This is a genomic window from Stenotrophomonas sp. GD03958, assembly GCF_029839005.1.
Taxonomy (GTDB): domain Bacteria; phylum Pseudomonadota; class Gammaproteobacteria; order Xanthomonadales; family Xanthomonadaceae; genus Stenotrophomonas; species Stenotrophomonas hibiscicola.
The window spans coordinates 1-25,802 of the sequence record NZ_JAOBZT010000042.1; the positions used below are offsets into that span (position 1 = coordinate 1).

Annotated in this window: 28 protein-coding genes; 14 read left to right on the forward strand and 14 right to left on the reverse strand. The window is 65.3% G+C overall.

The genetic code is table 11. The features are described from left to right. Both N5C25_RS12945 and N5C25_RS12950 read right to left on the reverse strand, forming a co-directional pair. Positions 1 to 1,156, reverse strand: a 1,156-nt coding sequence (locus tag N5C25_RS12945) for an MFS transporter (RefSeq protein ID WP_279937049.1), incomplete at its 3' end; no start/stop codon positions are given. Continuing rightward, the gene (locus N5C25_RS12950; protein ID WP_251103453.1) at positions 1,153 to 2,331 is read right to left on the reverse strand and encodes a serine hydrolase domain-containing protein; all 1,179 of its coding nucleotides are present in this window, start codon (positions 2,329 to 2,331) and stop codon (positions 1,153 to 1,155) included. The genes N5C25_RS12945 and N5C25_RS12950, both read right to left, overlap by 4 nt. Positions 2,332 to 2,557: 226 nt before the next feature. On the opposite strand from N5C25_RS12950, the gene N5C25_RS12955 reads away from it, so the two are divergent. Continuing rightward, on the forward strand, positions 2,558 to 3,457 hold the full coding sequence (locus N5C25_RS12955) for a LysR family transcriptional regulator (RefSeq protein ID WP_058980865.1): 900 nt from the start codon (positions 2,558 to 2,560) through the stop codon (positions 3,455 to 3,457). A 227-nt stretch (positions 3,458 to 3,684) separates the two neighbouring features. Then, positions 3,685 to 5,292: an ATP-binding cassette domain-containing protein gene (locus N5C25_RS12960; RefSeq protein ID WP_279937050.1), complete on the forward strand. Its 1,608-nt coding sequence runs from the start codon at positions 3,685 to 3,687 to the stop codon at positions 5,290 to 5,292. A 175-nt stretch (positions 5,293 to 5,467) separates the two neighbouring features. Here the strand turns inward: N5C25_RS12960 and N5C25_RS12965 are convergent, their stop codons facing one another. Further along, positions 5,468 to 6,793, reverse strand: coding sequence for a GTP-binding protein (locus tag N5C25_RS12965; protein WP_279937051.1), 1,326 nt, complete (start codon positions 6,791 to 6,793; stop codon positions 5,468 to 5,470). A 69-nt stretch (positions 6,794 to 6,862) separates the two neighbouring features. Between N5C25_RS12965 and N5C25_RS12970 the strand changes: the two genes are divergently transcribed. Continuing rightward, positions 6,863 to 7,249 carry a MerC domain-containing protein gene (locus N5C25_RS12970; protein WP_164144195.1) on the forward strand — a complete coding sequence of 129 codons (387 nt, stop codon included), beginning with the start codon at positions 6,863 to 6,865 and terminating at the stop codon, positions 7,247 to 7,249. A gap of 82 nt (positions 7,250 to 7,331) precedes the next feature. Here N5C25_RS12970 and N5C25_RS12975 read toward each other — a convergent pair whose 3' ends face one another. Beyond that, positions 7,332 to 7,616 (reverse strand): metal/formaldehyde-sensitive transcriptional repressor, encoded by a 285-nt coding sequence (locus tag N5C25_RS12975; protein WP_111098371.1) that lies wholly within the window; start codon positions 7,614 to 7,616, stop codon positions 7,332 to 7,334. Positions 7,617 to 7,664: 48 nt separating this feature from the next. Between N5C25_RS12975 and dmeF the strand changes: the two genes are divergently transcribed. Continuing rightward, positions 7,665 to 8,639, forward strand: coding sequence for a CDF family Co(II)/Ni(II) efflux transporter DmeF (gene dmeF, locus N5C25_RS12980; protein ID WP_279937052.1), 975 nt, complete (start codon positions 7,665 to 7,667; stop codon positions 8,637 to 8,639). A gap of 88 nt (positions 8,640 to 8,727) precedes the next feature. On the opposite strand, the gene N5C25_RS12985 is transcribed toward dmeF, so the two are convergent. Next, entirely contained in the window at positions 8,728 to 9,012 is a 285-nt protein-coding gene (locus N5C25_RS12985) for a hypothetical protein (RefSeq protein WP_279937053.1), read from the reverse strand. A gap of 90 nt (positions 9,013 to 9,102) precedes the next feature. Between N5C25_RS12985 and N5C25_RS12990 the strand changes: the two genes are divergently transcribed. Both N5C25_RS12990 and N5C25_RS12995 read left to right on the forward strand, forming a co-directional pair. Next, complete coding sequence (locus tag N5C25_RS12990; protein ID WP_279937054.1) at positions 9,103 to 9,516, forward strand: hypothetical protein; 414 nt, start codon at positions 9,103 to 9,105, stop codon at positions 9,514 to 9,516. Between the two features lie 142 nt (positions 9,517 to 9,658). After that, on the forward strand, positions 9,659 to 10,501 hold the full coding sequence (locus N5C25_RS12995) for an MnmC family methyltransferase (protein WP_279937055.1): 843 nt from the start codon (positions 9,659 to 9,661) through the stop codon (positions 10,499 to 10,501). Between the two features lie 3 nt (positions 10,502 to 10,504). Here N5C25_RS12995 and N5C25_RS13000 read toward each other — a convergent pair whose 3' ends face one another. Beyond that, a complete protein-coding gene (locus N5C25_RS13000; RefSeq protein ID WP_279937056.1) occupies positions 10,505 to 11,473 on the reverse strand; it encodes a polysaccharide deacetylase family protein in 969 nt (322 codons plus the stop codon). A gap of 96 nt (positions 11,474 to 11,569) precedes the next feature. On the opposite strand from N5C25_RS13000, the gene N5C25_RS13005 reads away from it, so the two are divergent. Further along, complete coding sequence (locus N5C25_RS13005) at positions 11,570 to 12,712, forward strand: hypothetical protein (protein ID WP_279937057.1); 1,143 nt, start codon at positions 11,570 to 11,572, stop codon at positions 12,710 to 12,712. On the opposite strand, the gene N5C25_RS13010 is transcribed toward N5C25_RS13005, so the two are convergent. Further along, positions 12,709 to 13,371 carry a hypothetical protein gene (locus N5C25_RS13010; RefSeq protein WP_279937058.1) on the reverse strand — a complete coding sequence of 221 codons (663 nt, stop codon included), beginning with the start codon at positions 13,369 to 13,371 and terminating at the stop codon, positions 12,709 to 12,711. The genes N5C25_RS13005 and N5C25_RS13010 overlap by 4 nt on opposite strands. A gap of 133 nt (positions 13,372 to 13,504) precedes the next feature. Between N5C25_RS13010 and N5C25_RS13015 the strand changes: the two genes are divergently transcribed. Beyond that, a complete protein-coding gene (locus N5C25_RS13015) occupies positions 13,505 to 14,185 on the forward strand; it encodes a hypothetical protein (protein ID WP_279937059.1) in 681 nt (226 codons plus the stop codon). Between the two features lie 91 nt (positions 14,186 to 14,276). Here the strand turns inward: N5C25_RS13015 and N5C25_RS13020 are convergent, their stop codons facing one another. After that, entirely contained in the window at positions 14,277 to 14,450 is a 174-nt protein-coding gene (locus N5C25_RS13020; protein WP_021204450.1) for a hypothetical protein, read from the reverse strand. 9 nt (positions 14,451 to 14,459) lie between these two features. After that, on the reverse strand, positions 14,460 to 15,272 hold the full coding sequence (locus N5C25_RS13025; protein ID WP_279937060.1) for an alpha/beta hydrolase: 813 nt from the start codon (positions 15,270 to 15,272) through the stop codon (positions 14,460 to 14,462). 221 nt (positions 15,273 to 15,493) lie between these two features. Between N5C25_RS13025 and N5C25_RS13030 the strand changes: the two genes are divergently transcribed. From N5C25_RS13030 to N5C25_RS13040, 3 genes are all read left to right on the forward strand, one after another. Continuing rightward, the gene (locus tag N5C25_RS13030) at positions 15,494 to 15,970 is read left to right on the forward strand and encodes a DUF4440 domain-containing protein (protein WP_279937061.1); all 477 of its coding nucleotides are present in this window, start codon (positions 15,494 to 15,496) and stop codon (positions 15,968 to 15,970) included. A 75-nt stretch (positions 15,971 to 16,045) separates the two neighbouring features. Further along, a complete protein-coding gene (locus N5C25_RS13035) occupies positions 16,046 to 16,438 on the forward strand; it encodes an XVIPCD domain-containing protein (protein ID WP_049433459.1) in 393 nt (130 codons plus the stop codon). A gap of 286 nt (positions 16,439 to 16,724) precedes the next feature. Further along, positions 16,725 to 17,786 carry a DUF3578 domain-containing protein gene (locus N5C25_RS13040; protein ID WP_152905611.1) on the forward strand — a complete coding sequence of 354 codons (1,062 nt, stop codon included), beginning with the start codon at positions 16,725 to 16,727 and terminating at the stop codon, positions 17,784 to 17,786. 50 nt (positions 17,787 to 17,836) lie between these two features. Here N5C25_RS13040 and N5C25_RS13045 read toward each other — a convergent pair whose 3' ends face one another. From N5C25_RS13045 to N5C25_RS13060, 4 genes are all read right to left on the reverse strand, one after another. Further along, positions 17,837 to 18,982: a YncE family protein gene (locus N5C25_RS13045; protein ID WP_279937062.1), complete on the reverse strand. Its 1,146-nt coding sequence runs from the start codon at positions 18,980 to 18,982 to the stop codon at positions 17,837 to 17,839. 184 nt (positions 18,983 to 19,166) lie between these two features. Further along, the gene (locus tag N5C25_RS13050; RefSeq protein WP_262212261.1) at positions 19,167 to 20,177 is read right to left on the reverse strand and encodes an XVIPCD domain-containing protein; all 1,011 of its coding nucleotides are present in this window, start codon (positions 20,175 to 20,177) and stop codon (positions 19,167 to 19,169) included. 3 nt (positions 20,178 to 20,180) lie between these two features. Continuing rightward, a complete protein-coding gene (locus N5C25_RS13055) occupies positions 20,181 to 20,816 on the reverse strand; it encodes a hypothetical protein (RefSeq protein ID WP_279937063.1) in 636 nt (211 codons plus the stop codon). Next, a complete protein-coding gene (locus N5C25_RS13060; RefSeq protein ID WP_279937064.1) occupies positions 20,813 to 21,739 on the reverse strand; it encodes an XVIPCD domain-containing protein in 927 nt (308 codons plus the stop codon). The genes N5C25_RS13055 and N5C25_RS13060 overlap by 4 nt, the downstream gene beginning before the upstream one ends. A gap of 215 nt (positions 21,740 to 21,954) precedes the next feature. Here N5C25_RS13060 and N5C25_RS13065 point away from each other — a divergent pair, with 215 nt between their 5' ends. From N5C25_RS13065 to N5C25_RS13075, 3 genes are all read left to right on the forward strand, one after another. Further along, positions 21,955 to 22,827 carry a hypothetical protein gene (locus N5C25_RS13065; RefSeq protein WP_279937065.1) on the forward strand — a complete coding sequence of 291 codons (873 nt, stop codon included), beginning with the start codon at positions 21,955 to 21,957 and terminating at the stop codon, positions 22,825 to 22,827. A gap of 190 nt (positions 22,828 to 23,017) precedes the next feature. Continuing rightward, positions 23,018 to 23,611, forward strand: a complete 594-nt coding sequence (locus N5C25_RS13070; protein WP_279937066.1) for a hypothetical protein — start codon at positions 23,018 to 23,020, stop codon at positions 23,609 to 23,611. Beyond that, positions 23,608 to 25,038 carry an XVIPCD domain-containing protein gene (locus tag N5C25_RS13075; protein WP_279937067.1) on the forward strand — a complete coding sequence of 477 codons (1,431 nt, stop codon included), beginning with the start codon at positions 23,608 to 23,610 and terminating at the stop codon, positions 25,036 to 25,038. Before N5C25_RS13070 ends, N5C25_RS13075 begins: the two co-directional genes overlap by 4 nt. 14 nt (positions 25,039 to 25,052) lie before the next feature. On the opposite strand, the gene N5C25_RS13080 is transcribed toward N5C25_RS13075, so the two are convergent. Continuing rightward, positions 25,053 to 25,715, reverse strand: coding sequence for a hypothetical protein (locus N5C25_RS13080; RefSeq protein ID WP_279937068.1), 663 nt, complete (start codon positions 25,713 to 25,715; stop codon positions 25,053 to 25,055). Between the last annotated feature and the right edge of the window lie 87 nt (positions 25,716 to 25,802).

The following is a 25,802-nucleotide window of genomic DNA, read 5'->3' on the forward strand; positions in this document are numbered from 1 at the left end:
ACCACGCCACGCTCACCGACAGCAGCAGCAACGGCAGCCATCCCAACTGGTTTGGGCCGCCCGCCTGCAGCAGCACACCCCCTGCAACGCCACCGGCAGCAATGGCCAGGTTCCAGCCGGTCACCAGCATCGACTGCGCCAGATCTGCGGCGGCACCGGCACGCCGCGCCAATGCGGTCTGGAACAACGTAGGTACCGCGCCAAAGGCAACGCCCCACAGGATCGTCGCCAGCAGCAGCGCGATCGCGTCGCCCGGCCACAGCAGCAGCGCGAGCACCGGCACGATGAAGCCGATCACGGCCGCCCACACCAGCGTGCGCAGGTGGCGATCCACACCCCAGCCAGCGATACCGATACCGGCAATGGCCGCCAGCCCGAAGGCCAGCAGCAGGCGGTCCAGCCACGGGCCGGCCCCCGCCTCCACCGCCAGCGGTTCGATGTAGGTGTAGAGCACGTTGTGCGCCAGCACGTACAGCACCATTACCGCCAGCGCGCTGCGCACGCCGGGCATGCGCCACACCGTCGCCAGCGAGGTGCGCCGGCCGGCTGCCGCCGCCGGCAGCGCGGGCAGCGCCCAGCGTGCGTAGGCAAACAGCACCACGGCCAGCACGCTCATCAGGGCGAATGCCCAGCGCCAGCCGAGCTGCTGCCCCAGCAACGTGCCCGCCGGTACGCCCAGCGACAGCGCCAACGGCGATCCGACCATCGCCACCGCAATTGCCCGGCCCTGCAGCGAGGGCACCACCATGCGCGCCGCATAGCCGGCCACCAGCGACCACAACAGGCCACCACTCACCCCGGCCAGGAAGCGCGCGGCCAGGATCAGTGGATAGCTGCTGCTCACTGCGGTCAGCGTATTGACCACCACGAAGCCGGCAATGGCGGCCAGCAACAAGGCGCGTCGCGGCAGGCGCTGGGTCAACGCAGTCATCGGCAGTGCGGCCATCACCGAGCCGAGCGCGTACACGCTGACCAGCTGGCCAACCGCCGCGTCGCTCACGCCGAGGCTTTCGCCCATCGGCTGCAGGACGCCGGCCGGCAGGGTCTCGGTCAGCAGAGTGATGAAGCCGCCACCGGCCAGCGCCAGCAGCCCCGCCCACGGCAGGCGCGTGGCTTCACCGGCTGGGCCAGCCGCATCGATGGCATGGCCGCTCATCGGGCGGCCTCCAGATCGGCGTAGACCGCATCACGCAGCTCATCGACGAAGGCGCCATCCATGCCTTCGTACAGGGTGTTGGTCAGCGCCACCACGCTGAGCCCACGCGCAGGATCGACAAACCAGCTGTGCCCGTAGGCGCCGCCCCAACGCCATGTGCCTGCGCTCTGCGGCGTACCGCTGGCGGCCGCATCGCGCAGCACCGCAAAGCCAAGGCCGAAGCCCCAGCCGGCCGGTTCCGGCGGCCCCTGTTCGCCTACCTGCGGGCTGGCCATCTCCGCTGCCAGTGCCGGCGGCAACAGGCCTGAACGCTGCACATCACGCAAGGCCTCCAGCACCGCCATCACTTCATCGGCGCTACCGACCAGGCCTGCCCCGGCCGAAGCGAAACGGCTGGCATCGGTGGCGCGCGCGAGGCTGTACTCGATACCGACAGTACCCTCGAACGGAGCGACCACCTCGCCTTCGCGCAGGCGGTGCGGCCGCGGTGTGTCGCTCACATAGGGCGTGGCCAGCCGTGCCGCGTTGCGCGCAGCGAAGGCGGTGTCACGCAGGCCCAGGGGTGCGGCCAGCAAGCGCTCGAACAGTGCCTGCAGAGATTCACCGGTCGCTGCTTCAGCCACGGCACCGGCAACGTCCACGCCCAGCGAGTACAGCCAGTGGCTGCCCGGCGCGAACAGCAGCGGTGCCTGCGCGATGCGGCGCACGTTCTCGGCCAGCGAGAGCGGGTTCGCGTCCAGGCCATCGCTGACCCCGGCGCGCGCATAGGGGCCGTCCACATCGGCTTCGAGGAAGCGGTAGCCCAGCCCGCTGCTGTGGCTGAGCAGCTGGCGCAGGCTGATCGGCGGCGCAGTGCCATCGGCCAACGCCGGGCGGAAATCCGGCAGCCAACGCTGTACCGATGTGTCCAGGTCGAGCACACCCTCGGCCACCAGGCGCAGGATCACCGTGCTCAGCAGCGGCTTGCTCACCGACGCCAGCCGGAACAGCTGGTCGCGCTGCATCGGCGTGACCGATTCACGATCGGCCAGCCCGGTCGCGCTGGCATGGCGCAGTACGCCGTGCTCGCGCACCAGCACCACCGCGCCGACCAGGCGCTGCGGGTGGACCTGCTTCAGCAGCCGCTCCACTGAAGGCAGCGTCGGCGCAGGGGCAAGGGAAGGAACAGCATTCATCGCGATGGTCCGTGGGGAGAGGCCGCCACGTTAGGCAGCGGGTGGCCGCGCAAAAAGCCGGTTGCCGCTCCGGGCATCATGGACCGTCCAGTCCGCAATCGGCATGATTGCCGGAACTGCATGGCCGCAACCGTCCCCACGCCACCGCGCATCACAGTGTTGCGATGGCGGTGCCGCCCGCTACCTTCACGCAACCTACCCTGCCGCTTTCATTGCCCGCACGCCCATGTCAGTCCTGGACAACCTCGCCAACCTGCAGACCTTCGTGCACGCGGCCGACACCCGCAGCTTCGTCGAGACCGGACGCCTGCAGGGTATTTCCGCCTCGGCAGCGGGCAAGTGCGTGGCACGGCTGGAGCACGCGCTGGGCGTACGGCTGTTCCATCGCAGCACGCGCAGCATCACCCTCACCGCCGAGGGCCAGCTGTTCCTGGCGCGCTGCCGGCGCATCCTGGACGAACGCGATGCCGCGCGCACCGAGCTGGCACAACCGCACGCCTCGCCCCGTGGCACCCTGCGCATCAGCCTGCCCCTGGTTGGCGACCTCACCCTGCCGTTGATGGCCGAGTTCATGGCGGCGTACCCGGATATCCGCCTGGACCTGGACTTCAGTGACCGCCTGGTTGATGTCATCGAGGAGGGCTTCGATGCGGTGCTGCGCGTCGGCGAACCCAGCGACTCACGCATGAACGCACGGCGCCTGGGTGTGTTCCCGCGCCGCGTCGTTGCCTCGCCGGGCTACCTGCAGCGCTGCGGCGTTCCGCGCACGCCGGCAGGCTTGATGCAGCACACGCTGCTGCACTATCGCTTCCCCACCACCGGCAAGCTGGAACCGTGGCCGATCCACTGGCCCGACGATGAAACGCCGCAGGAGCTTCCGGTGCACATGGTGGCCAACACCATCGAAGCGCGGGTGGCGCTCGCACTGCGCGATATCGGCCTGGCCTTCGTGCCGGTGCACTCGGTGCGCGATGCCCTGGCCGACGGCCGCCTGGTCACGGTGCTGGACGAACACGTGCATTCCTGCGGCACCTTCCATCTGCTGTGGCCGTCGGGCCGACACGTACTGCCGAAGCTGCGGGTGTTCATCGACTTCGTCGGCGACCGCCTGGGTACCGTGCCGTAGCCACGAGCAATCCACCCATGCCCGGCCCACAGTAGATCCACGCCATGCGTGGATGCTCTTGTAGTGCAGAGCCATCAAACCATTCAGCCGACCCCGCTATACTGGCCCTACACTCCTCTCAGAGGCTCGCGACCAATGCGCCATTGATGCCGCCGTCTTCCCACCAGACGGCCTGACTCTTCCCGCCCCCTGCGCGCAGGGGAGAACCCGGCATCCATGGAGGTCGCATGACCCCGCATTCCCTCACGCTCGATCGCGTGTCCTATCGATTGGCCGACGGCCGCCTGCTGTTTTCCGATCTGACGTTTTCCTTCGAACCGGTTGCTACCGGCCTGGTCGGTGCCAATGGCGCCGGCAAGAGCGTGCTGGCACGCCTGCTGGCCGGGCGGCTGCTGCCCGACACCGGCCAGGTTCGCGGCAGTGACCAGGTGTTCCTGTTGCCGACGCCCGGCTATCCACCCGCCGGCACGGTCGGTGAACTGGCCGGCGTCGGCGCGGAACTGGCCGCGTTGCAACGCATCGAAGCCGGCAGCGTGGATGAGGCCGACTTCGCCTGCATCGGCGACCGCTGGGATCTGCGCGAATGCCTGCAGCAGCAATGGCAGATGCTCGGGCTGCCCGATGACCTCGACCCCGCCCAGCCTGCCGCGCGCCTCAGTGGTGGCCAGGCCATGCAGGTGGCGCTGTCCGGTGCCTGGGGCAGCGGTGCCGACTGGCTGATCCTGGACGAACCCAGCAACCACCTCGATGCACGCCATCGCCAACAGCTGTACGAGCAGTTGCAGCAGTGGCGCGGTGGCCTGCTGGCGGTCAGTCATGATCGCGAGCTGCTGGCGCACATGCAGCAGATCGTCGAGCTCGATGGGCGCGGGCTGCATCGTTACGGCGGACCGTGGCAGCACTACGCCGATGCGCGCGCCGCCGAGCGCGAAGCTGCCGCCGCCCAGCTCGACCATGCGCGCGCCCAGCACCGGCAGCAGCAACGCAGCGCGCGCGAACAGCACGAACGGCAACAACAACGCCAGGCGCGTGGCAATAGCGATGCGAAGCAGGCCAACCAGGCCCCCATCCTGCTCGGCCGGCAGAAGCAGCGCGCCGAGGCCAGCCACGGCCGCGCGCAGCTGGTACAGGCCGAACGCCTGCAGGCCAGCGCAGAGCAGCTTCGCGCAGCGGCATCGGCGGTGCATGTGGCGCCGGAGCTGGCGCTGTTTGCCGTCGCAGGCGAACGTGGCAGCACGCGTCTGCTGCAGGCCGAATCCCTGGTGCTGCCGCATGGCTGCAGTGCGCCGTTGCAGCTGGAGATCCGCCGCGGGCAGCGCATCGCCGTGGTCGGCGACAACGGTGCTGGAAAATCCACCCTGCTGCGCGTGCTGGCCGGCCAGTTGCCTGGGCGCAGCGGCATCGTGCAACGGCATGCGCCACTGGCCCTTCTCGACCAGCAGCTGCTGGGGCTGTCCGGCGAGCGCAGCATCCTCGACACCGTGCAGGCCGCCAACCCGCGCGCGGCCCCCGGCGAACTGCGCACACGGCTGGCCCTGCTCGGGCTGGACGCGCAGCGCATCCAGCGGCAAGCCAGCAGCCTCAGCGATGGCGAACGGGTGAAAGGCGCGCTGGCCAGCGTGCTGTATGCCGATCCCGCACCGCAGCTGTTGCTGCTGGACGAGCCGGGCAATGCGCTGGATCTGAGCGCGTTGCAGGCGTTGGAAGAATTGCTTGCGGCGTGGCCGGGCGCACTGGTGATGGTCAGCCACGACCGGCACCTGCTGCAGGCATTGCGACCGACGCAGGTACTGCGAATCACCGCCGACGCCTGGCAATGGCGCGACGCCTTGTAGATCCACGCCATGCGTGGGTTCGATTCTGTAGAGCCGAGCCCACGCTCGGCTGACGCATCACGCATGGCGTGGAACCACTGCAATTGCAGCCGAGCGTGGGCTCGGCTCTACAAGGCGGGCAAAGACCGGTTGAACCGCCATCCACGCATGGCGTGAATCTACTGGAGCCGTTCGCTCACCGCTTCCACACCGGGAACGCCTGCGGCAACTGCTGCCACAGCAACGGCCCCGCACGCAGTTCCTGATCGTTGAGCAGGCACGCGTCCAGCTCCGCTCGCACCGCGCGCTCATCCATGTGCACGCCGATCACCACCAACTCCTGGCGGCGATCCCCCCACAACGGATGCCACAGGCGCTGCATCGCCGAATGCGCGGCCGCATCCGGGAAGTCCTCCGGCCCCGGCAACGGTGCGCTCCAGCAATCGGCCTGCTGCCGTGCCCAGCCGAGGTCGCTGTACGGCAGCGGCGTGGGCGGCAGCAATGGCGCGGTGTCCTCCAGCCCAGCGCGCACGCGATCACGCGCGGCGTACCAGAACCCCGCCGCCTGCGTGCGCGTCGCTGCGCGCACGGTGTTCAGTTCGCCCACCCAGTCCATGCGGTTGGCCAGCCAGAACCAGCCCTTGCTGCGGATCACGCCAGGCATGCCCGACTGCAGCGCGCGGGCGAAGCGGGCGGGATGGAACGGTCGCCGCGAGCGGTAGACGAAGCTGCCGATGCCGTACTCTTCGGTCTCCGGCGTATGCTCGCCACGCAGTTCCTTCACCCAGCCCGGCGCACGTTGCGCACGCTCGTAGTCGAAGCGGCCGGTGTCCAGCAGCTCGGCCAGTGGCACGTCACCGAAGCGGGACAGCAGCAGCTTCGCGTCGCGGTTCAGGCCGCGCAGCACGGCCAGCGTGTCCTGCAGCAAGTCATCTTCCGTCTGATCGACCTTGCTGACCACGATCACATCGGCGAATTCGACCTGCTCGCACAACAGGTCGACCACGCCGCGATCGTCGTCCGGCCCGGCCTGCTGGCCACGCTCGGCCAGGCGCAGCGTCGAGCCGAAGTCGGCGAGGAACGCGCTGCCATCCACCACCGTCACCATCGTGTCCAGTCGCGCGACGTCACTCAGGCTGAAGCCATGCTCGTCGCGTACGGCGAAGGTGGCTGCCACCGGCATCGGCTCGCCGATGCCGGTCGACTCGATCAGCAGGTAGTCGTAGCGGCCGGCGTCGGCCAGGCGCCGCACTTCCTGCAGCAGGTCATCGCGCAGCGTGCAGCAGATGCAGCCATTGCTGAATTCCACCAGCGTCTCCTCGGTGCGGCGCAGTTCGGCCCCACCCTCGCGCACCAGCTGCGCATCGATGTTGACCTCGCTCATGTCGTTGACGATGACCGCCACACGCAGGCCCGCGCGGTTGCGCAGGATCTGGTTGAGCAGGGTGGTCTTGCCGGCCCCCAGGAAGCCGGACAGCACGGTGACCGGAAGGCGACGGTCGGCGCGGGAAACAGTGTTCATGTCGGAGCGGGTTGGCTGCGGAACGGAAATGTTACTGTATAACATCTGTCGCGCAAGGAGCCTCCCCCGATGAAGTCGCCGTCTGCCGCCCTGCTCGATGCCGGCGCTGTCGCCCTGTCCAGCCTGTGCCTGCTGCACTGCCTGGCGCTGCCGCTGCTGGCCGCCGCGTTGCCGCTGTTCGGCGCGTGGGCCGAGGCGGAATGGGTGCACTTGCTGTTCGTGGCCATCGCCCTGCCGCTGACCGGCTACGCGCTGTGGCGGGCCGAGCGTCGCCGTCGCCTCCCCGTGCTGGCTTGGGCCACCGCCGGCGCCGGGCTCGGCCTGCTGCTGGCCGGCGCGCTTGCGCTGCCCTCGCACGACTGGGAAACACCGATGACGGTCACCGGCAGCCTGCTGCTGGCCGCCACGCACATCTGGAACGCGCGGCACCGCCACGGGGGTAGAGTCGACTGTTAGTCGACTCTCGCGCGAAGCGCGGGGTTTTTCGTTGGTTGTACGAAGCGCAGTCGACTAACAGTCGACTCTACCCGCCCTCGGCCTATTTGCCGTAGCGACGCAGCAGCTCGACCAGCACCTCGGCCTCGGCCGCCCGCTGCTGCGGGTCTTCGGCGCCCACCACGTGTTCCTGCAGGTGCTCATGCAGCAGCTCCATCAGCAGGCTGTGGGCGGCACCGCGCACGGCGGCGACCTGCACCAGCACGTCCGCGCAGTCGCCGGCTTTACCCTCGGGCTGGTCCAGCGCCTGCTCCAACGCCGCCACCTGGCCCGCGATGCGGCGCACCCGGGTCAGCAGCTGCTTACGATTTTTGTGTACGTGCGCCATGGCGGGATCATATACCCTATGGGGGTATCCACTCCAGTTCCCGCCTCCATGCACCTGGACGCCCTCGCCGCCGCCCGCCGCCACGAACACCGCTTCGACGACGGCAACCCGCTGGCCGAACGCAATACCCGCCGCGCCCTGTGGCTCACCGTCAGCATGATGGTCGTGGAGATCGTCGGCGGCTGGTGGTTCAACTCCATGGCCGTGCTCGCCGACGGCTGGCACATGAGTTCGCATGCGCTGGCGCTCGGGCTCTCGGTGTTTGCGTACCGCTGCGCACGCCGCTACGCGCACGACCCGCGCTTCGCCTTCGGCACCTGGAAGATCGAGATTCTGGCCGGCTATACCAGCGCCATCGCTCTGCTCGGCGTGGCCGCGTTGATGGCCGTGCAGTCGCTGGAGCGGCTGTGGGTACCGGCGCCGATCCACTACAACGAAGCCATCGCCATCGCTGCGGTAGGCCTGGGCGTGAACCTGCTCTGTGCATGGTGGCTGCACGACAGCCCGGGCCACGCGCATCACCACCACGGGCATGACCATGGCCATCATCACGGGCATGACCACGAACACCACGATCACGGCCATGCGCACAGTCACGACCTCAACCTGCACTCGGCCTATGTGCACGTGCTGGCCGACGCCGCCACCTCGGTGCTGGCCATCATCGCCCTGCTCGGCGGCAAGCTGCTGGGCCTGACCTGGCTGGACCCGGTGATGGGCCTGGTCGGCGCCGTGCTGGTCACGGTGTGGGCGGTGGGCCTGCTGCGCGACAGCGGCCGCATCCTGCTCGACGCGCAGATGGACGCTCCGGTGGTGGCCGAAGTACGCGAAGTGATCGAACAGGGCCCGTGGCCGGCGCGCCTGGCCGACCTGCACGTCTGGCAGGTCGGTCGCGGCAAGTACGCGGTCAGCGCCAGCGTGGTCACCAGCGACGCCACGCTGGATGCCGATACCCTGCGCAACGCGCTGGCGATCCATGAGGAGCTGGTGCATGTCACCGTGGAGATCCACCGCAGCACCTGACCTGCATCCGGTAGTGCCGGCCGCTGGCCGGCAACTCCATGAACGCCGCATGCGACCTGCAGGTGCCGGCCAGCGGCCGGCACTACCGCTAGAGCTTCAGCATCATCCGCAGCACGTACATCAGCAGCGGCAGCGCGCTCAGCACCGCACCGCTGATGCCGATCCATGGCCAGCACTCACCGCGCACGCGCGAGGCTACGGCCAGGCCGCCGCCCACCAGCGCCGCACCCAGCACGCCCACGCCCAGCCCTGCGGCCATGCCATTGCCACCCGCAGCGACCGCCGCCTGTGCCGCTACGGCGCCTGCCCCCCACCCCACTGCAATACCCAGCCAACTGGCCACGCCGCACCACGGTGTCTTGCCCTGCGCCATCCGAAAACCCCTGTGTCCTTGCCGAATTTCTGCACGGGCCACGCCCGCGTGCTGCCTACACTAGCCGCACCTGCACTGTAGGGACATCCCATGCGAGCGCTCCGCCTGCTGCTGCCCGGTGCCCTGCTGCTCACTGCCTGCGGCGACGATGCGCGGCGTCCCTTCTCCGCCGACCCATTGCAGGGCTGCTTCGCCACCGGCGCGCGCAAGCCCGCCGACTTCCGCATCGACAACGAAGGCGGCCAGTACTTCGTCTCCTTCAGCCGCGGCGAGCAGTGGCAGCGCGAACCCAATGCCCTGCACAAGGCCACTTCCAGCGAGATCAGCCGCTACTTCCGCGACGACGCCGACCAGATCGACAGTGCGCTGATCCGCATGGCCGGTGGCTTCGGCATCTTCCACTTCAACAAGGGCGCGACGTTGAAGGGCAAGGCCAGTGATAGTGACTACATGGCGCTGATGCTGATCGGGGCTGGGCCGGTGTATGCGGTGAAGTGCGATTGAACTGTAGCGCCGGGCCCACGCTCGGCTCCTTTTGCAGTAGATCCACGCCACGCGTGGATGCAGGCATGTGGAGCCGGGCGTGGGCTCGGCGCTACAACAGCTGCGGTACCATGCCCTCCCCCGAAACGCCCCGGTACCCGCCGTGCCCCATTACTTCGGCCCCCTGCTGACCCGCGACAGCGCTGACGCCCTGCGCCGTGCCCATGACAAGGGCGCTGCCGAATGGCAGGGCTCGCTCGACCTCGGCCGCAGCCAGGACAGCGTGGTGCTGGATGCCGACGGCTTCCACTTCCGGGGCCAGCCCTACCCGTGGCCGGGCAAGCTGAAGGACCGCACGCTGTACTACTGGGATGGCGAGGACTTCGCGCCGATCTCGCGCTACAGCGGCTCGCTGATCAAGCTGGTGCCGACCGAATGGGGCGCACCGACCTTCGAGATCGACGGCATCAAGATGCTGCCGACCTCGAAGCTGTCGCCGTTCGAGGATGCGCGCCGCAAGGTGGAGCTGGTCGCGCCGGCCGGCAAGGTCATCCTCGATACCTGCGGTGGCCTGGGCTACTTCGCCGCCTGCGCGCTGGAGGCCGGTGTCGGCCAGATCCGCTCGTTCGAGAAGAACGCCGATGTGATGTGGCTGCGCACGCTCAACCCGTGGTCGCCGGATCCAGACTCGGCTGCCGCCGGTGGCCGCCTGCAGTTCAGCCACGGTGACGTCTCGCAGCAGATCGAACAGGTGGCCAGCAACAGTGTCGATGCGATCCTGCACGACCCACCGCGCTTCGGCATCGCCGGCGAGCTGTACTCCCAGGTGTTCTATGACCACCTCGCCCGCGTCATCCGCAAGGGCGGCCGCCTGTTCCATTACACCGGCGCGCCGAACAAGCTGACCAGCGGCCGCGATGTGCCGCGTGAGGTGGCCAAGCGCCTGGAAAAGGCGGGTTTCAAGGCCGAACTGGCGCTGGACGGCGTGCTGGCCGTCAAGCGCTGAGCGTCACTCCGAGTCGACCTTGGCCAGCTTCATCACCCACGCCGGCACCTCGGGTTCGCCGGCGTAGAAGTCCTTCGGCTTGTTCTGCGCCATCGCCCAGCGGTGCAGCCAGCTCGGGCCATAGCGGCCGTTGTAGCCCTCGGCACCCCGCGCGTAGGCCGGGTCACGCATCGCCTCGTCCAGTGAAATGAAGCGATAGCCGCGACGCTTCGTGGCCGCGACCAGTTCGGCAAAGGTCGCCGCGTTGAGCTCATTGGCGTGCATCAGCCACACCTGCGGCAGCGCGTACCCCAGTAGCGCCTGCGACTGCTTCTCGTAATAGTCCAGCTTGTTCAGCATGTACGGCACGTAGCCCTTGCGCAGCTGCGCCAGCGTCGCCGCGCGCGCGGGCGAATCCGCCTGCTCGTTCATCACGTTGGCATAGGCGAACGCCCACACCCACTCGCCGTTGTCCACCGTCACCGGCGCCACGCGGTAGCCAAGCTGCTTGAAGAACACGTCCATTTCCGCGCGGTCTTCCGGCGTGCGCCCCGCACGCAGATAGGGGTGACGCATCCACTGCGGCTTCAGCCCGCGCTCGGCCAGCAACGGCCGCAGCACCGTCTCGCCACGCAGGAAATCCCGCTGGAACGCAGGCACGCCCTTGGCGTTCAGGTCCATGTGCGAGTAGGTGTGGTTGCCCAGCATGTAGCCGGCGTCCAGCCAGTCACGCAGCATCTGCACCCGCGCCGGCTGCATCTGCCCGTCGATCTCAAGCTTGTTCTCGTTGACGAAGCCGACCACCGGCACGCCTGCCTCGCGCAGCTGGTCCATCAGCGCTTCATGCCGCGCCTGCAGGTCCGACGGAACGATCTCATCCACCCGCGCCCAGGGCAGGTCGTCGATGGTCACCGCAATCCGGCGGTCTACTTCAGCGGCGTGTACCGCCAACGAACAGAGCAGTAGCGGTACAGCGCGAAGCAACCAACACATTGGATTTTCCTCGCCTAAACTGTAGGGATTACCCTGATTCCCGGGACAGGCTCTTTGGACGACGATTCATGCTAACCCAACCAGACCAGGATTTTCATGGACAGAACAAGCAGAACAAACGAATCGTCCTGGCAGAATGACCTAAAGGAAATCGCGGCTACCATCCGCGAGAATACGTCATTCTTTGTCGGAGGCATTGTATTTCTCTGCGGCGCTTCCATCGCGCACTTCTGCATGCAGGAACGAATTGCCATCAATGTCCTTTCCTCTGACTTCGTAGCATTCATTCCGCTCTTCTTTGCAATCATCATTGTACTGATTGTCGTGATCGGCGCATTCCTTGGCTACATCTGCACTTTGGTAATGGAAGGGGCTGCCAGGAGCAAGAGAGGCAGGCTCATGGCCGTCGCCATCATTCCGGACCGCGGTTCCTTCTTTCGAACGCCAGTTCAGAATTTCGTGAGGATTAACTCGCCTCAATGGCTTCTTCTCCTCTGGTCGCCAGGGCTGCTGTTCACCGCCGCGGCCACAGGGATGCTCCTTTTCAATACAGATGAAACGGCATCCGAAATCATCGTGATTCTATGGGCGCTCATAAGCTTTTCGGTACTAACGCTGTGTGCCCGACTAATACGCCGCCCTCACCGGCATCGCTTCAAGCATTCCTCAGTCCTTTCGAATTTCCCTTCGGGTATCCTGCAAGTTTTCGCCATGTTTCTGGTTGCTTCTGTAGCCGCCAATGCCGCTGATGGAGCTGGGTACGGGACAGTCGCGGTTCTCCTGACTATTGCCCTGAGTACATTGCTTGTTGCGCTTTTACAATTCGCTGCCGTTCTGGCAATCGTGCGCAGCAGCCACTTTGGTGTAGTCAGGCAAGCATTCTGGGGAGGACTACTGACGGTCTCACTGGCGTGCATCTTTCCCACTACATCCGCCCCCATCACACGCGCAATCCTGAGCATGGGCAGCACTGGAACAGCGGGATGTGTTCGCCTTGCGATCGATGCTCAGGCCAAGCCAATGGCATCGCTGATTGACCGAACGCTACAGCGCGACGCGCCCGTCGTCTGGACGAAGCCCTTGGGTCGGGTCATTCCATTCGGTGAATCACTGCAGTTGAAGCTTGCGGGAAAGTCTTCTCCTGTCTATATGCTCGATCGGAAGGATCTGCGCCAGAGCCTGTCGTGCAAAGAGGCCGATGAAATGATCAAAGCGGATGCCAGGCATTCCAGGCCTTAGCATTCTCCTGACGTAGCCCGAGACCTGGCCCTCACGATCGCCCGCCACAACATGAATCCTGCAGCCATCGCCATCAGCATCACTGCGAACAGCACCAGGGCCAGATCATCGGGATTGCGCAGCAGCGGGGCATGCTCGTGGGTGAGGATCTCGAACACCACCTCCTGCGCCTGTGCCAGCGGCAAACTGCCCTGTTCCCCCAGTTCCATCAGGCAGGTTGTCGGCGCCAGCTTGGCCACACTGGTCCATGCCATGTCGTACAGATGCAATGCCCGCACCGCCAGCACCAGTAACGCGCCATGCAGCATCATCAAGACCCGGTTGGCCCGCCGCAGCCGTCCGGACAACCGCCCCAGCCGATAGACGCTGATCGACATCGCGCCCAGCAGCGCCAGCACCACGCCCGCCATCGGAATCCACTGCAACGGTTGCCACGGTGCAAGCGCAGTGGATCGCGCCAGCAGCTGTTCGGCCACCTGTATGCGTGCGGCCGCGTCGGGCCCACCGCATGCGTCATCCACCGGCTCCAGCAGCAGTCCCACACGGTAGTGGAAGAAGCCGGCTGCAAGGCCTACCGCCAGCAACGCCACCACCTGCAGCGCCAGCAGGATCGGGCCGGGACCACAGATGCGACAGAAGCGGGCAGCGGCAGAGACCATCGGTTCATCCATGACAACAAAGGACCATCCTAACCAAGCATCCTGTGCCTGTCGGCTGGCGTATACGACAACCACCGCGTGGTCCCGGTAGGATGTAGACGAGCATGGATGGTCGTCTGTAGAGGTGTTGTGGATGGTCACGCTGTATCTGTGGGTGCGAACCCTGCTCCCGCTGCTGGCGTTCGTGATCGCGTGGATGCTGCTCTCGCGCCTGATCCAGGCCCGCGTGGCGCGCCTTCCTTGCGTTCCCTTGAACCTGCCTGAGCACAGCAGCAGCCCGCGCAGGAAGGACCGGCGTATCTACGCGCGCAAGCTGCGGCGCAAACCGGGGCTGCGCAACGCGACTCGACCGGCCACCGCGCCGCGCAGCTGGATCCTGGCGGCGGTATTCGTTTCGCTGTGCGTATTGATCGCCGCCGTGCTGGCCGTACCAGATGGCGCGCGCTTCCAGGTCATGGTCGAGAGCCTCACCGGCTACCCAGCCACGATTGCTGAAGTACATGTTCCCGCTGCCGGGCAGCCCCTCGTGCTGCAGGCGTGGCAGCCCGCACTGGCGCAGCTGTCACGGCCGGTAACAATGCGCTACCCGATCGGGCGCACCGGCGGCCAGCAGGACGCGCGCGCCACGCTACCGGTACAGGTGAGACATCAGGGTGATCGGCTGCAGGTGGCTACGGCCGTGCCGGTGGATGCCGAGCTGCTGCGTGCAGAGCTTGCGCGCTTGGCGGGGCTGCCGGCTGAGGCCGTCACGGTTCGACAGAACAAGATCGCGCCTTGGCTGGAACCCGGCTGGAAGCCGCTGGCCAAGCTGTAGAGCCAAGCCCACGCTCGGCTGCTTTTGCAGTAGATCCACGCCATGCGTGGATGGATGCAGAGCGGAGTCGAGCATGGCTCAACTCTACAGATCATGATCCGCGCGGCAGCTTGGCGGCCCACATGTTGTCCACCAGATTGGGGTAACGCCGGCCATTCTCTTCCGCCCGCTGCCGCGCCGCCTCCTTCTGTGCAGGCGACAGCGGCTGCGAGGTCTGGCCCTTGGGGTTGGGCTTCTTCCACGGTGGCATCTTCGGTTCGCGCATGGCCGCAGCTTACCGCTTCAGGAAGTTCAGCAGGGCAAGATTGAAGTGGTCGGCATGGCTGGTATTGCAGCCGTGCGGGGCGCCTTCAAGGATCACCACTTCGCTGCCCGCAATGGCCCGGTGCGTGCGCTGGCCAGAGCCTTCAAACGGAACGATGGCATCGCTGTCACCGTGCAGGATCAGGGTGGGCACTGTGATCTTCTTCAGATCATCGCGGAAGTCCGTGGTGGCAAACGCTTTCATGCAGCCCAGCGCTGCCGTCTGGTCGGACTGATGACACAGCGCGATCGCCGCCTGGCGCGCTTCCTCGGTGACCATCAGCTTGCCGTTGGCGCTGAAGAAATCGCGGGTGAAGCCGTCGAAGAACGCTTCGCGATCCTTCTCCAGACCACTGTGCATTTCATCAGCCTTGTCCTGGGTCAGCGGGCCGTCCGGGTTGTCATCACTGCGCAGCAGGTACGGCGGCACGGCGGCAGCAAACACCACGCTGTGCAGGCGCTCCTGCCCGTGGTTGGCCACATAGCGCGCCACCTCACCGCCGCCCATCGAGAAGCCGACCAGGGTGACGTCGCGCAGGTCACGTTCCTCGATCAACCCCGCCAGGTCCGCCGCCAGCGTGTCGTAGTCATAACCTTCGGCCGGCTTGTCGGAGCGGCCGAAGCCGCGCCGGTCGTAGCTGATCACCCGGTGTTGGGCGTCGCGCAGGATCGCCACCTGCGTCTTCCAGGCATCGGCGGACAGCGGCCAACCGTGAATCAGAATGACCGGGCGGCCATCGCCACCGGTGTCTTCAACGTGCAGGCGGACGCGGGAAGCAGGCATGGGAGCTCCTGTGGAAGGGGCGGATTTCAGGCTATGGGCCGGCCCCTATCGCGACCGTGATGGAATCGCCGGCCGCCATGACACCGCCTGCACAGGGCACGCTACCCGGCCAATCCATAGATGCGGGCATTCACGCCCTGGAAATCCCGTTTCGTCGCAGGGCGGCTGCGGCCCTCGGAGCACCGTGCGAGCCTGCATGAATCCCGCCCTGGAGCCTCGCCATGCTGCTCACCCTGCCCCTGCTGGCCGCCAGCCTCGCCGCCGCACCCGCGCCCTCCGATGACCTGCGCGAGCAGATCCACCAGGCCGACGCGCAGCTGTTCGCCGCCGCGTTCGACGACTGCGACGCCGACAAGGCCGCGGCCATGACCACTGAAGACATGGAGTTCTTCCATGACAAGGCGGGCAAGTCCGCCAGCAAGCGTGACGACTTCCGCCGCAGCGTGGCCGCCCTATGCGAGAGCACCCGCGCCAACCGCACCCATCTGCGCCGCGAGCTGGTGGAAAGCTCGCTGCAGGTGTTTCCGCTGCACGACGATCGCGCCCTGGAAATCGGCGACCACCGCTTCCACGAGCGCGATGCAAACGGCATCGAGCACTGGACCGGCCAGGCCCGTTTCATCCAGGTCTGGCGCCGCGTGGACGGGCGCTGGCTGGCCGAGCGGGTGATCAGCTACGACCATCGGCCGGCAGACTGACCTTTCCGGCGCCCTTCACCGGCCGGATTTATACTGGCGGGGCTCACCCCGACCCACCGCTACCGTTCGATCGCCATGGCAGAACTCACCCCCAACCACCCCGACTATGGCCTCAACCAGCAGATCCGCCAGGGCGTGGCTGCCCTGGATGCCCAGCATGGCCGTCCGTTCGACCAGACCAGCGAGCGGCTGACCGCCAGCCTGACCGTGCTGGCCCGCGAGCAGGGCCTGCAGCAGGTCGACCACGTGCTGGTCAGCAACGCCACGGCCAACCAGCCGGCGGGACACAACATCTTCGTGGTACAGGGCGACCCGGCCAATCCGGCGCACCTGCGGGCGATGATGCCGACCGCGGTGGCCGCGCAGACGCCGGTGGAGCAGTCGATGCAGAAGTTGGGGCTGGGTGTGCAGCAGCAGGTTGAGGCGCAGGCGCAGGAAATGCAGAACCCCGCGCCGCGGATGGGGTAAGCACGCCGGCGCCGCTCAGAGCCGGCCATCACGTGACCAGGGCGTCCGCTGACCTGCAGCGCCCTACTTGAGATTCAGTCCAATCGGAAGCTATCCCGACCGGAGCCCCGCCTACCGCGGGGCTGCTGGTCATATCTGCGCCAAACAACCCACAAACGACATGCCTTGACGCCAATGACACCGACTTGATACGCATTGCGGATCGATATCCCTGTATGCATTAATTGCGCCTATCGAAAATAGCGCAGGGGGCGTCGTGGGTATCAGGGACGAATTGCAGAAGGTGATGGAACTGCAGCCTCAATACAGTTCATTGCCGACAGCTGCCATGCAGGCTCGCGGCCAGATCATCAAGCATCAGCTACCTAAGCTGCTTAGCGAGAACGCCGAGCAACTTCGCCTTGCATCAGACATCGAGCCGGGGGATTTTTTACTTGTTGGGCGTGATGGGATCGGCAGAAAGTCCCAAGTTCCGTGGGTTCGTTTTGCATCTGAAGCACGCTCGCCCACCGCAACCACGGGCTGGTATGTGGTGTGGCTGTTCCGTGAGGATGGCTCCGGCGTCTATCTAGCGCTCTCCCATGCCTCTACCGAGAAGATTGATGGCGATTTTATCAAGCGTTCCTCGGGCGAGACTCAGCGCCTAACTAGATGGGCCTTGGAGATACTTGAGAATGACATCACCGCGGATCCACGACTACTCAAATCCATGACTTTGGGCGGCGGCTCTCTGGCAAAGGCTTACGAAAGCACCACAGTTGTTTCGTATTTCTACGCCAAGGATCACGTTCCGTCCGATGACCAATTGCGCGCCGACATGCTCACGATGGCGCGTCTACTGAAGAACATCTATCGAGGTGAGCCGGCCCAGAAGCGTAGCGGCCAAACTTCACCGGATGTTATTGCAGTGGTCGAGGCGATCGAAGAGACCGCCTCGGGTCGCAAGAAGTCTGGACAGGGCTTTGGGCTCACGCAGCCTCAGCGCCGAGCAGTGGAGCTGCAAGCGATGGCACTTGCCAAGGAGCACTTCGGCAGCGCGGGATATGAAATCAAGGATACGAGTGCTACGGCCCCTTACGATCTGGAGATCAGAAAGGAAGGCCAGGTTCACTACATCGAGGTGAAGGGAACCACCGGCGGTTTGGGGGACATCGTGCTCACCAAGAACGAAGTGCAGCACCACCTAAAGCATCATCCGAACAACGGCCTGTTCGTCGTGCATGGTATCCAACTGCAGTCGCACGACGGCGTACCCGTTTGCGCCGGAGGAACCGCGCACATTCAGCAGCCGTGGCAAATCTCGGATGCGAACCTGCAAGCTCTCGCCTATCGATATCGTATTGCGTAGAACCCAACGAATCGGCCGCGCTTCTCCCAAGCGCGGCCGACTCCTGCACGTTACAGCTGAATCCGCGCCACACTCTCGTCAGCGCCCTTGTCATCCTTCTCGCCGTTCTTGATGCTCACGAACAACACGTTGTTCTTCGCATCCAGCGCCAAGCTGTTCGGGTGGGTCGGCACGGTGTAGGTCGCCACCTTCTGGTAGCTGTCACTGTTGTACGCGGTCACCGTACCGGCTTCGCGGTTGGTCACGTACAGGCGCTTGCGCGGTGCATCCAGCAGGATGCCCAGCGGGCCGGCATCGGTCGGGATGCTGGCCAGTTCCTTGCCGGTACTGCGGTCCAGCACCAGCACGCGCTGGCCCGGATGCTTGCTGACCAGGCCGCTGCTCTTGGCCTGGTAGCCACGCAGGAATTCCGAGCCCTGGTCGGTCACGAACAGGCGCTTGCCGGCCGGGTCCAGCGCGATGTTCATCGGCTGCTCGGCGGCGATCCTGTGCTGCGCTACCACCTTGTTCGAATCGGTGCCCACCACCACCAGGTCGGCCAGCAGGTTGCTGGTGTAGACGCGCTTGTTGGCCGCATCCAGCGCCAGGCCCGGCGCCTTGGCATTGCCCAGGCCGTCGATGGTGTTGATCACCTTCAGCGTGGTGGTATCGATCACGAACAGCACGCTGCTCAGGTCCGGCTGGCTGCTGTGGCCGGTCACGTACAGGCGGTTGGCCGCGCTGTCGACCACCAGCTCGCGCAGGTCGTGGGTGTAGGCGGCCTTGCCGTCCTTGCCGGTCTTTTTCTCCATCAGCTGGATGGTGCCGACGGCCTTGTTCTGTGCGGTGTCGACCACCGTCACCGACAGGTCCACGGTGTTGCCCACGTACAGGCGGTCGTGGGCGTCATCCAGCACCACACCGAACGCCTTGCGCTCCAGCGGGATGCGGGTTTCCACCGCCAGCGTGGCCGGGTTCAGGCGCAGCACCTGGGCCGGGCCGGCGTCATCGCCGAAGCCGCCGGAGGAGGCCACGAACACGGCGTTCTGCTTCGGGCTGTAGGCCAGCTCGTACAGGCCCTTGGCCACGGCCTGGCGCTGCACAGCGGTGGTGGCACTGGCGGCGGGCGCGTTGTCGGCGAACGCGGAGGGCGCGCCGAGGCTGAGCGAAACGGCAACGGCCAGGGCGGCCGAGCGGAAGAGAGGATTACGGAACATGCGAGCGTCCTTGAATGGGCACGGGAGGGTGTCCTGGCTCGCTGGGCCGTACTGCGACGGCCCGCCCCGCATCTGTCTGCGCGGGTGGGCTGGCTGGGGTTGCGGGGGAATGGTAGCAGGTGGGGGGCGTGGCGTGCGCCGGCGCGGGCATGGCCGACGCTCGACCTCGATGCTGCGCCCGCCACTATGCCATCCGTGGGCCGTGGCTCTGCTGAAGCTGCTGCTCCTCCTGCAGGCGCTGCGCGTCTCGCTGCGGCTCATTCTGCTGCAACTGCGCGACCCGATCGAACGAGGCCTCCACCGGTGCCTGCGCAGCCACCTCTGCCGGCATGCTGGCGCGCTGGTGTGCCGGGTCACTGCGGTCCCCCTGCACGATGAACAGCTTCGGTGCGGTATCACCGCGCTGCTCGCCCAGCACCACCTCGTCCACGCGCGAGAACTGCTGATCCTTCGACAGCGCGAGCAGGCTGGCACTGACATTGCCGTTGCGCGCCCCGAAAGCGCCGAGGTCGGCCACCTGCTGGTGGATCTGGTTGAGGCGGGCATGATCGTCGTGCGCCGGGTCTGCGGGCGTGCCGCTTGCCGCGAGCACGCTGTTGCCGCGCCACTGCTCGCCGTTCTCGGTGAACATCCACTCGCGGAACGTCTGCTTCGGCATCGGGTTCCACTGCACCTTGTCCAGCTCGCTGCCCTTCACCTGCTGCGGGATGGCATTGACGGCGCGGATGTTGTCCAGGACCCTGGTAGCGCCCTCGTAGTTGGTGATCTCCCCGGCCAGCCCCACCGGGCGCAGCCCTGCGTGGTTCAGGGCACCCCACGCGAAATCGGTGCAGGCGTTGGAGAAGAAGTCGTAGTTCATGTCGAAGCCGTGTTTCTTCGGGTCTGCGGAGAACTCGAGGATGCGGTCGTACTGCTCCTTGCTGATCTCGATCGTGCGCTCGAAGCGGGGCTTGTCGTAGACCCGCAGATCCGTGTCATCTACTTTGCCCAGCGAGGGGTTCGCGCGCTCGTTCCCCATCGTGAATCCCCTGCTCACGGGTACCGGATCATTTGATCGCGTCAGCGAAAGGAACATGTGCCCAGCAAATGACGGATCCAACAATCTCTTCTGGCCCGCGTCGCCCACATCGACTCTCGGCGTGCCGGGCGCGGCGAGATGAATCGTGACCGTATAGCGCTCTGCTTCCTTGCTCATGTCTTACTTCCCTAGCGGTTGATATCCAACAATAAGTTCGGCTTGGAGCCCTTCCAGCTGCGGGCGGTCCTCCATCAGGTCGACAGTCAACCGATACCGGCCCGGCTCCAGCCAACCGACCTGCGCGAACTGAAGCACCTGATACAGCATCTCATCCGAGTGCAAACCGGCCTCGATCAGTGCGTTGTCATCCAAGCTTGTATCAGCCAGATATCGCACAACCTCATCTTCTGGAATTCTCTGTGAGTCGCGCCCGTCAGGAGTGCTCTGCCATAGCTGTACAGGACCAAGTGCGCCGCCATCAATCCGCTCCAGGCGCAATCGCGTGGGTGGCTTTCCCAGCCTGATCTTCTCCCACGCGTCCAGCAACGAGCGCCCATCGGTATCCTGCAGCCGCAACCCGATGTTCAGGATCGGAATGGCCGGCTTCTGGGGCGCCGGCAAATCAAACGTGACCTCGGCAATCCGACCGGCCTTCTGCAACTGCACGGCCCGCGTGAGCGGCACAACCGTGCGGGCATCAGCCTGTGCGCGCGTCAGCAGGGGCGGCGCAGCCTCAGGCGCTGGTGACGCACTGCACGCCGCCAGCGCGCCCAGCACCGCCAGTACCACCAGCCCCCGCCGCAGTGGCCGCATCATTGCTCCTTCAACCGCAGCGAATCGGCCACATCGGTCTTGGCCGCCACCTCGGTGGCGATGCTGGCGCGGCGGTGCCCCGGGTCGTTGCGGTCCCCCTGCACGATGAAGATGCTCTCCGCCGCATGGCTGCTTTGGGTCGGCCTGCTGAGCAGCACGTGGTCCACGCGCGAGAGATTGTTCTGCTTGGCCAGCACCAGCAGGCTGGCGCTGATGCGCTGGCTGGCCGCATCGAACGGGCGACCGTGCGCGGCATCCAGTTCGGCCACTTTCTGGATCAGCTGCGAGAACAGGCGATGGTCCGGATGCGAAGGGTCCAGCAGCGTGCCGGCCACTTCAATCGGCGTCGGCGGCGGCTCATCGCTGGCACGGTCGCCCTGGCGATGATGCTCGGCCTCGCGCTCGGGCATCGCGTGGTGGGTTTCGGCATTCAGATCGCTGCCCGGGAACGGCGCGGCAATGCACTGGATTTCCGGCAGATTGAACAGCACCGCGAACTCGCCCAGGTTGCTGCCGCCGTCCAGCGGCGCCGGCAGCGGATGCAGGCCGGCGTAATGCAGCGCCGCCCAGACGAAATCGCTGCAGCGGTTGATGGTGGCCGGGCGATCCACATCGAATTCGAACTCGCCCGGTTCCTCGGCGAAATCACGCAGGCAGCCGTAATGCTCCTCGGTGATTTCCAGGGTGCGGCTGTAGTACGGGTCCAGATGTTCGTCGGCATCATCGTGGCGCACCTGCGCGTACTGCACGCCGGTGCGGGCTTCGCCCGGCGCGTGGCGCGGCGGGGCGAAGCCGTAGCTGTGGGCCTCGTCGCCCGCGGCCACCTGAAGGTACATATGGCCGCGCGGCGAGATGCCACCACTTTCCAGCGGGGTGCCGGGGGCGGCCAGATAAAGGGTTACCGTGTAGCGTGTTGCCTGCTCCATGCCTGTTCAGCCTTGATGGGTGCTGCGGTCCTGGCCGGATGATGGCATAGGTGGGATGGGGGGTAGGTGGAGGGATAGAAGGCGTCGATCGCGACTTGCTGAATATGTGAGCCAGCATGCAGTAATGGACCTGGGCGCGAGCAAGATCCCGGCAGCGACTGGAGCTTGCCATTCCACCGTTCTATAGTCGTTTCGATCATGCAAGGGAATCGCCCATGAGCAGAGCACCGGCTTGCCGGCTTGCCTCCTTCGCCCTGGTGGCCGTGTTGAGCACCACCGCCTGCGCGAAGGCCCCATCCACGGAAAAGGACCCGAACGGAACCCCCATGTCCGAAACCGCAACCAGCCCACGTACGGTGGGCGGACAGACCTACACGACGCAGCCGGTGGAAGCTCGGCTTGGCCCGCACCGCTTCATGTTCCCGGCCAACCTCTACTACAACCAGACGGGCCCCCTGGCCGATGGAGGCGTCATGCTCACGGTGTTCTGGCCGGATTTCGATGCAGCGCCCCCCGGTGATCGCCCGGTGCGCAGCACGCAGGACAGCCGGCGGCAGGTGCTGGTCGAGCTTAGATACATCGATCGCGTTCCCATCCAGAACTATCTGGCACGTCGGTCCAGTAGCGAAGCCACCAGCGCGCCGGGATCACTGGAGCGAAGGGACCCGGTAGAGAACCTTGCGCTGCGCGTTGCACAACCCGAGCGCTGGGGTCTGACGCCGTATGCGATTGACCCATCGTTGATGGCAGCCTATGCAAAGGACTCGGAGGCTGCGCTGGGCAGGCCTTACGTGCGCAACCCGGGGATGGAACCAGACTGGTATGTGGCCCGCTCGGCGGAGGGGCAACTGACAACGTTCATCAGCTGCGACCCGGCAGATCGCATTCCTGACGGGCTCACGATTCAGGGCAAGAGACTTGAACGCGCCGGAGAAGGCCAGATCGCAATGTGCCGCCATTCCATCGTGGATGTGGGCGACAGCATCGCCATCGAGATGAACTATGCACGCGTCATTCTGAGCGACTGGCAGCGTCTGGAAGCCAGCGTTCGTGATCTTCTGAGCCGCTATCGCGTTCAATCGCAATGAATGGAGATCCCGGCGTTCTTCATCCGGGTCGTACAGTACCTTCAACACCGTCAGGGACTCACCGATGGGCATCACAACGAAGGAGGCTTCGGTTTTGCTCTCCGTCATCATGACCAGATTGCTTCGGCCGCAGCTACCTCGAGCTATGCTACGCGCGGCTCACATTGGTGCTCTTTTCGGACTGTCAGCCATGCTCACGCTGGCATCTGCATGTGCGCGATCGACGGATATGTCTGCCCTCAATGAACGTGCCGCTGCCGCAGATACACAGCCTGCCCGCATCTCCATGGCCGAGTTGCAGAAACGGATTCTTGTCTACGCGGATTCGCTCAGGTCAAGGGCGGACATCAGTCCGGACAAGTTCGGCACGGCGATCGGTGTCTCGCTCGTGCCAGACGAAAAGGTCAGCATCAGGCACATCGCCAAGGACCTGGCAACGACGAACGGCTACAACTATGGGGCGTCTTATCTGTCGGTTGAGTCGACACGTGAGTTCCCCAACCAAGAGGTGATCTTCTATCAGCTGGGCAAGCAGCCAGTGACGGATGCTCCGAATGGCGTGTGCTACTGGGAAGCCGAAAGTGCCGGACGAGCGCTCGAAGCCCTCGGATACAGGACCGGAGGAGAAGTGCCATTTCAGAGAGGGGGCATCAGGCAGTACCGGCGCCCCATCACCGGTGGTAAGCAGTATATGGATACCAGCCTGTTGACCTATCGTTCCGATGAAGGTGATACAGCGAGAACCTGCGTCTACGCGGTCCAGTTTGGAGGAGGAGACAAATGAAGGGAATCGAATCCAGCGTCGAGCCACTATTGGCCGATCTGCGCGCAGACAAACAGCTTCCCAGTGGTGCCGAGGATGCGATCCGACGCAGCATTGCAGGCTCCCCCTACCTCAATCACCTTCTGGCAAACGCAGCCGACAGCGGGCAGATCAGCCGGATTGCCGTGTCCTATGGACATCACAATGGCGGCCACTTCCAGGATGGGTCGGATGGAAACCCGCCAACGATCTTCATCAGCGCCTCCAATTTCCAAAGCGTAACGGGCACCCGGCTTGAGGAACGACTTACCGAAGTGCTGGGCCACGAGACCATGCACGGCATCCTGGCTAAGGAACGCGCCGCAGCACTCAGGGACTTCAAGCAGACCTACAGCGAGGAACTGATCGCTTCACACGATTCCCGGTCAGGCTCGGTGAACCTGACCGAGCCGGTGCGCACGCTTCTGGACAAGGGACGACAGGACGAGGCACTGGCGGAGGTCTCGGGCCTGCGGGCACTGGATAGCCGATTCAGAGCGTTGAATCCAACCTTGGATGACAACGGACTGGAGGCAATGCTTGCGTCCCGCTCGCTCTCCCGTTGCATTCGAGCGGAGGGTGCAACCAGGAGCTTGGCGGATGGTATCTCATATGATGCGCTTGCCAAGCGCCCCAACAATGAGAGCGTCCAGCTCACCAAGGCCGTCGAGCAGTGCTTCTATGACGGCACTGGCACGCTGGGCCGGCACGGCGATTCCGACTACCGCAACTACTACGGCACCTATCCGCTATCAGTGATCGGGGCGAGCCATGCCTTCCTGGCTGAAGGTCGCCAACCCCCGGCCATCCGCATCGACCTGCATGAGCTTGGTCTGGACCCGAAGCAGCTTGAGCGCAATGGCCTCGACTTTGGCAGCGCAAAGATCCTGCCTGTTGGCGACTTCGGAAAGGGCGGGTTGGGCTGGGTGGAGCTGAAGAACACCGGCAGCGCACACACCATTTCGCCACCGACGCAGAGCGTTGCAGATATGCAGTCCTCGCCCACCCACTCGCTCAGGCCAGCAGATCAGGCGCTGCTGGACCAGATTCGGAGCAAGGTGGAAGCACTGGACAAGGCCAACGGCCGAACCTTCGATGACACCAGCGAGCGTTTGTCTACCAGTCTGCTGGCCGCAGCCAAGGATGCCGGAATCACCCGCGCGGACCATGTTGTGCTGAGCAGACAGACAGATGCCTCCCCCGCCGCACATAACATCTTTGTGGTGCAGGGTGCGATGTCCGACCCTGCTTCCCTTCGCACTCACATTGCGACTGCGGAGGCCGCCCAGCGGCCAGTGCAAGAGAGCCTGAACCAAGTGGAAGCAATCGGCCACCGCCAGGCGCGCGAGCAGGCAGACATGCAGCGCACGCAGGAGCAACAGCAGCGGGTTTCGGCGCCGTCGATGTAGGCTACTGGCTTCAGCTAACTCGACTGTTCTACCGACGCCCTCGCCTCGATGGCCCGGCGCTTTTCTTCATCGAAGAGAAGGCACTCGGCAAAGATCTCATCGAGCCGTAGCACTTCTTTTTGTAGATGCGGGACGCCGGTAAGAACGGCGAGGTGCTGCCCCGCCATCATCGAAAGGTTGTTGCTCATTCGGATGACGTTGACCGCCAATGGCGTAGGGAAACCATCGCGACTCCGGCTCATTGCGTGTACCCCTGCGTGTACGAATGAGTTCAACGGAAACCATGCATGCACCTTCAGCTCAACAAGGTGCGGGAGCAGATTGCCAAGCTCCGATACTCCCGCAAATGCCTCCAGCATCTTCGACAGCATCGGCAACCCCTTCTCGCTCATTCCAGCTTCCGGTGGCAGGCACAGCAACTCGACCTGCTCGTCGGCTGCACAGTGCAGGATCCAGACGGACCGCGTGAAGGCTTCGTACTGGCAGCGCATCAATGCCATTGCAGAGGGCGCCATACCGGCCTGCAGCAGCGTGCGAAGGGCGTCTGCGTGTTCAAGGCTCAGCAATGCTGCGTCCATTGACGCCAACAATCTGGGCGAGTCATCCGCCAAGGGGTAAGCCACCTTGGAGAGGATCGCCTGGCGAAGCAGCGCGGATCGATTGAGCAGGTCTTCCATGACGATGACTTCTGGTATCGGCGGGTGGAGGATATCCAGCGGAGGGAGCTGTCCGCCAGAGCCCATGCGGAACTCACGCTGTGAGAC

Bases quoted from the DNA above. Each gene is read 5' to 3' on its own strand.
- N5C25_RS12950 (WP_251103453.1), bottom strand. From the start codon at position 2,331: ATGAATGCTGTTCCTTCCCTTGCCCCTGCGCCGACGCTGCCTTCAGTG.
- N5C25_RS12955 (WP_058980865.1), top strand. From the start codon at position 2,558: ATGTCAGTCCTGGACAACCTCGCCAACCTGCAGACCTTCGTGCACGCG.
- N5C25_RS12960 (WP_279937050.1), top strand. From the start codon at position 3,685: ATGACCCCGCATTCCCTCACGCTCGATCGCGTGTCCTATCGATTGGCC.
- N5C25_RS12965 (WP_279937051.1), bottom strand. From the start codon at position 6,793: ATGAACACTGTTTCCCGCGCCGACCGTCGCCTTCCGGTCACCGTGCTG.
- N5C25_RS12970 (WP_164144195.1), top strand. From the start codon at position 6,863: ATGAAGTCGCCGTCTGCCGCCCTGCTCGATGCCGGCGCTGTCGCCCTG.
- N5C25_RS12975 (WP_111098371.1), bottom strand. From the start codon at position 7,616: ATGGCGCACGTACACAAAAATCGTAAGCAGCTGCTGACCCGGGTGCGC.
- dmeF (WP_279937052.1), top strand. From the start codon at position 7,665: ATGCACCTGGACGCCCTCGCCGCCGCCCGCCGCCACGAACACCGCTTC.
- N5C25_RS12985 (WP_279937053.1), bottom strand. From the start codon at position 9,012: ATGGCGCAGGGCAAGACACCGTGGTGCGGCGTGGCCAGTTGGCTGGGT.
- N5C25_RS12990 (WP_279937054.1), top strand. From the start codon at position 9,103: ATGCGAGCGCTCCGCCTGCTGCTGCCCGGTGCCCTGCTGCTCACTGCC.
- N5C25_RS13000 (WP_279937056.1), bottom strand. From the start codon at position 11,473: ATGTGTTGGTTGCTTCGCGCTGTACCGCTACTGCTCTGTTCGTTGGCG.
- N5C25_RS13005 (WP_279937057.1), top strand. From the start codon at position 11,570: ATGGACAGAACAAGCAGAACAAACGAATCGTCCTGGCAGAATGACCTA.
- N5C25_RS13010 (WP_279937058.1), bottom strand. From the start codon at position 13,371: ATGGTCTCTGCCGCTGCCCGCTTCTGTCGCATCTGTGGTCCCGGCCCG.
- N5C25_RS13015 (WP_279937059.1), top strand. From the start codon at position 13,505: ATGGTCACGCTGTATCTGTGGGTGCGAACCCTGCTCCCGCTGCTGGCG.
- N5C25_RS13020 (WP_021204450.1), bottom strand. From the start codon at position 14,450: ATGCGCGAACCGAAGATGCCACCGTGGAAGAAGCCCAACCCCAAGGGC.
- N5C25_RS13025 (WP_279937060.1), bottom strand. From the start codon at position 15,272: ATGCCTGCTTCCCGCGTCCGCCTGCACGTTGAAGACACCGGTGGCGAT.
- N5C25_RS13030 (WP_279937061.1), top strand. From the start codon at position 15,494: ATGCTGCTCACCCTGCCCCTGCTGGCCGCCAGCCTCGCCGCCGCACCC.
- N5C25_RS13035 (WP_049433459.1), top strand. From the start codon at position 16,046: ATGGCAGAACTCACCCCCAACCACCCCGACTATGGCCTCAACCAGCAG.
- N5C25_RS13040 (WP_152905611.1), top strand. From the start codon at position 16,725: ATGGAACTGCAGCCTCAATACAGTTCATTGCCGACAGCTGCCATGCAG.
- N5C25_RS13045 (WP_279937062.1), bottom strand. From the start codon at position 18,982: ATGTTCCGTAATCCTCTCTTCCGCTCGGCCGCCCTGGCCGTTGCCGTT.
- N5C25_RS13050 (WP_262212261.1), bottom strand. From the start codon at position 20,177: ATGAGCAAGGAAGCAGAGCGCTATACGGTCACGATTCATCTCGCCGCG.
- N5C25_RS13055 (WP_279937063.1), bottom strand. From the start codon at position 20,816: ATGATGCGGCCACTGCGGCGGGGGCTGGTGGTACTGGCGGTGCTGGGC.
- N5C25_RS13060 (WP_279937064.1), bottom strand. From the start codon at position 21,739: ATGGAGCAGGCAACACGCTACACGGTAACCCTTTATCTGGCCGCCCCC.
- N5C25_RS13065 (WP_279937065.1), top strand. From the start codon at position 21,955: ATGAGCAGAGCACCGGCTTGCCGGCTTGCCTCCTTCGCCCTGGTGGCC.
- N5C25_RS13070 (WP_279937066.1), top strand. From the start codon at position 23,018: ATGCTCACGCTGGCATCTGCATGTGCGCGATCGACGGATATGTCTGCC.
- N5C25_RS13075 (WP_279937067.1), top strand. From the start codon at position 23,608: ATGAAGGGAATCGAATCCAGCGTCGAGCCACTATTGGCCGATCTGCGC.
- N5C25_RS13080 (WP_279937068.1), bottom strand. From the start codon at position 25,715: ATGGAAGACCTGCTCAATCGATCCGCGCTGCTTCGCCAGGCGATCCTC.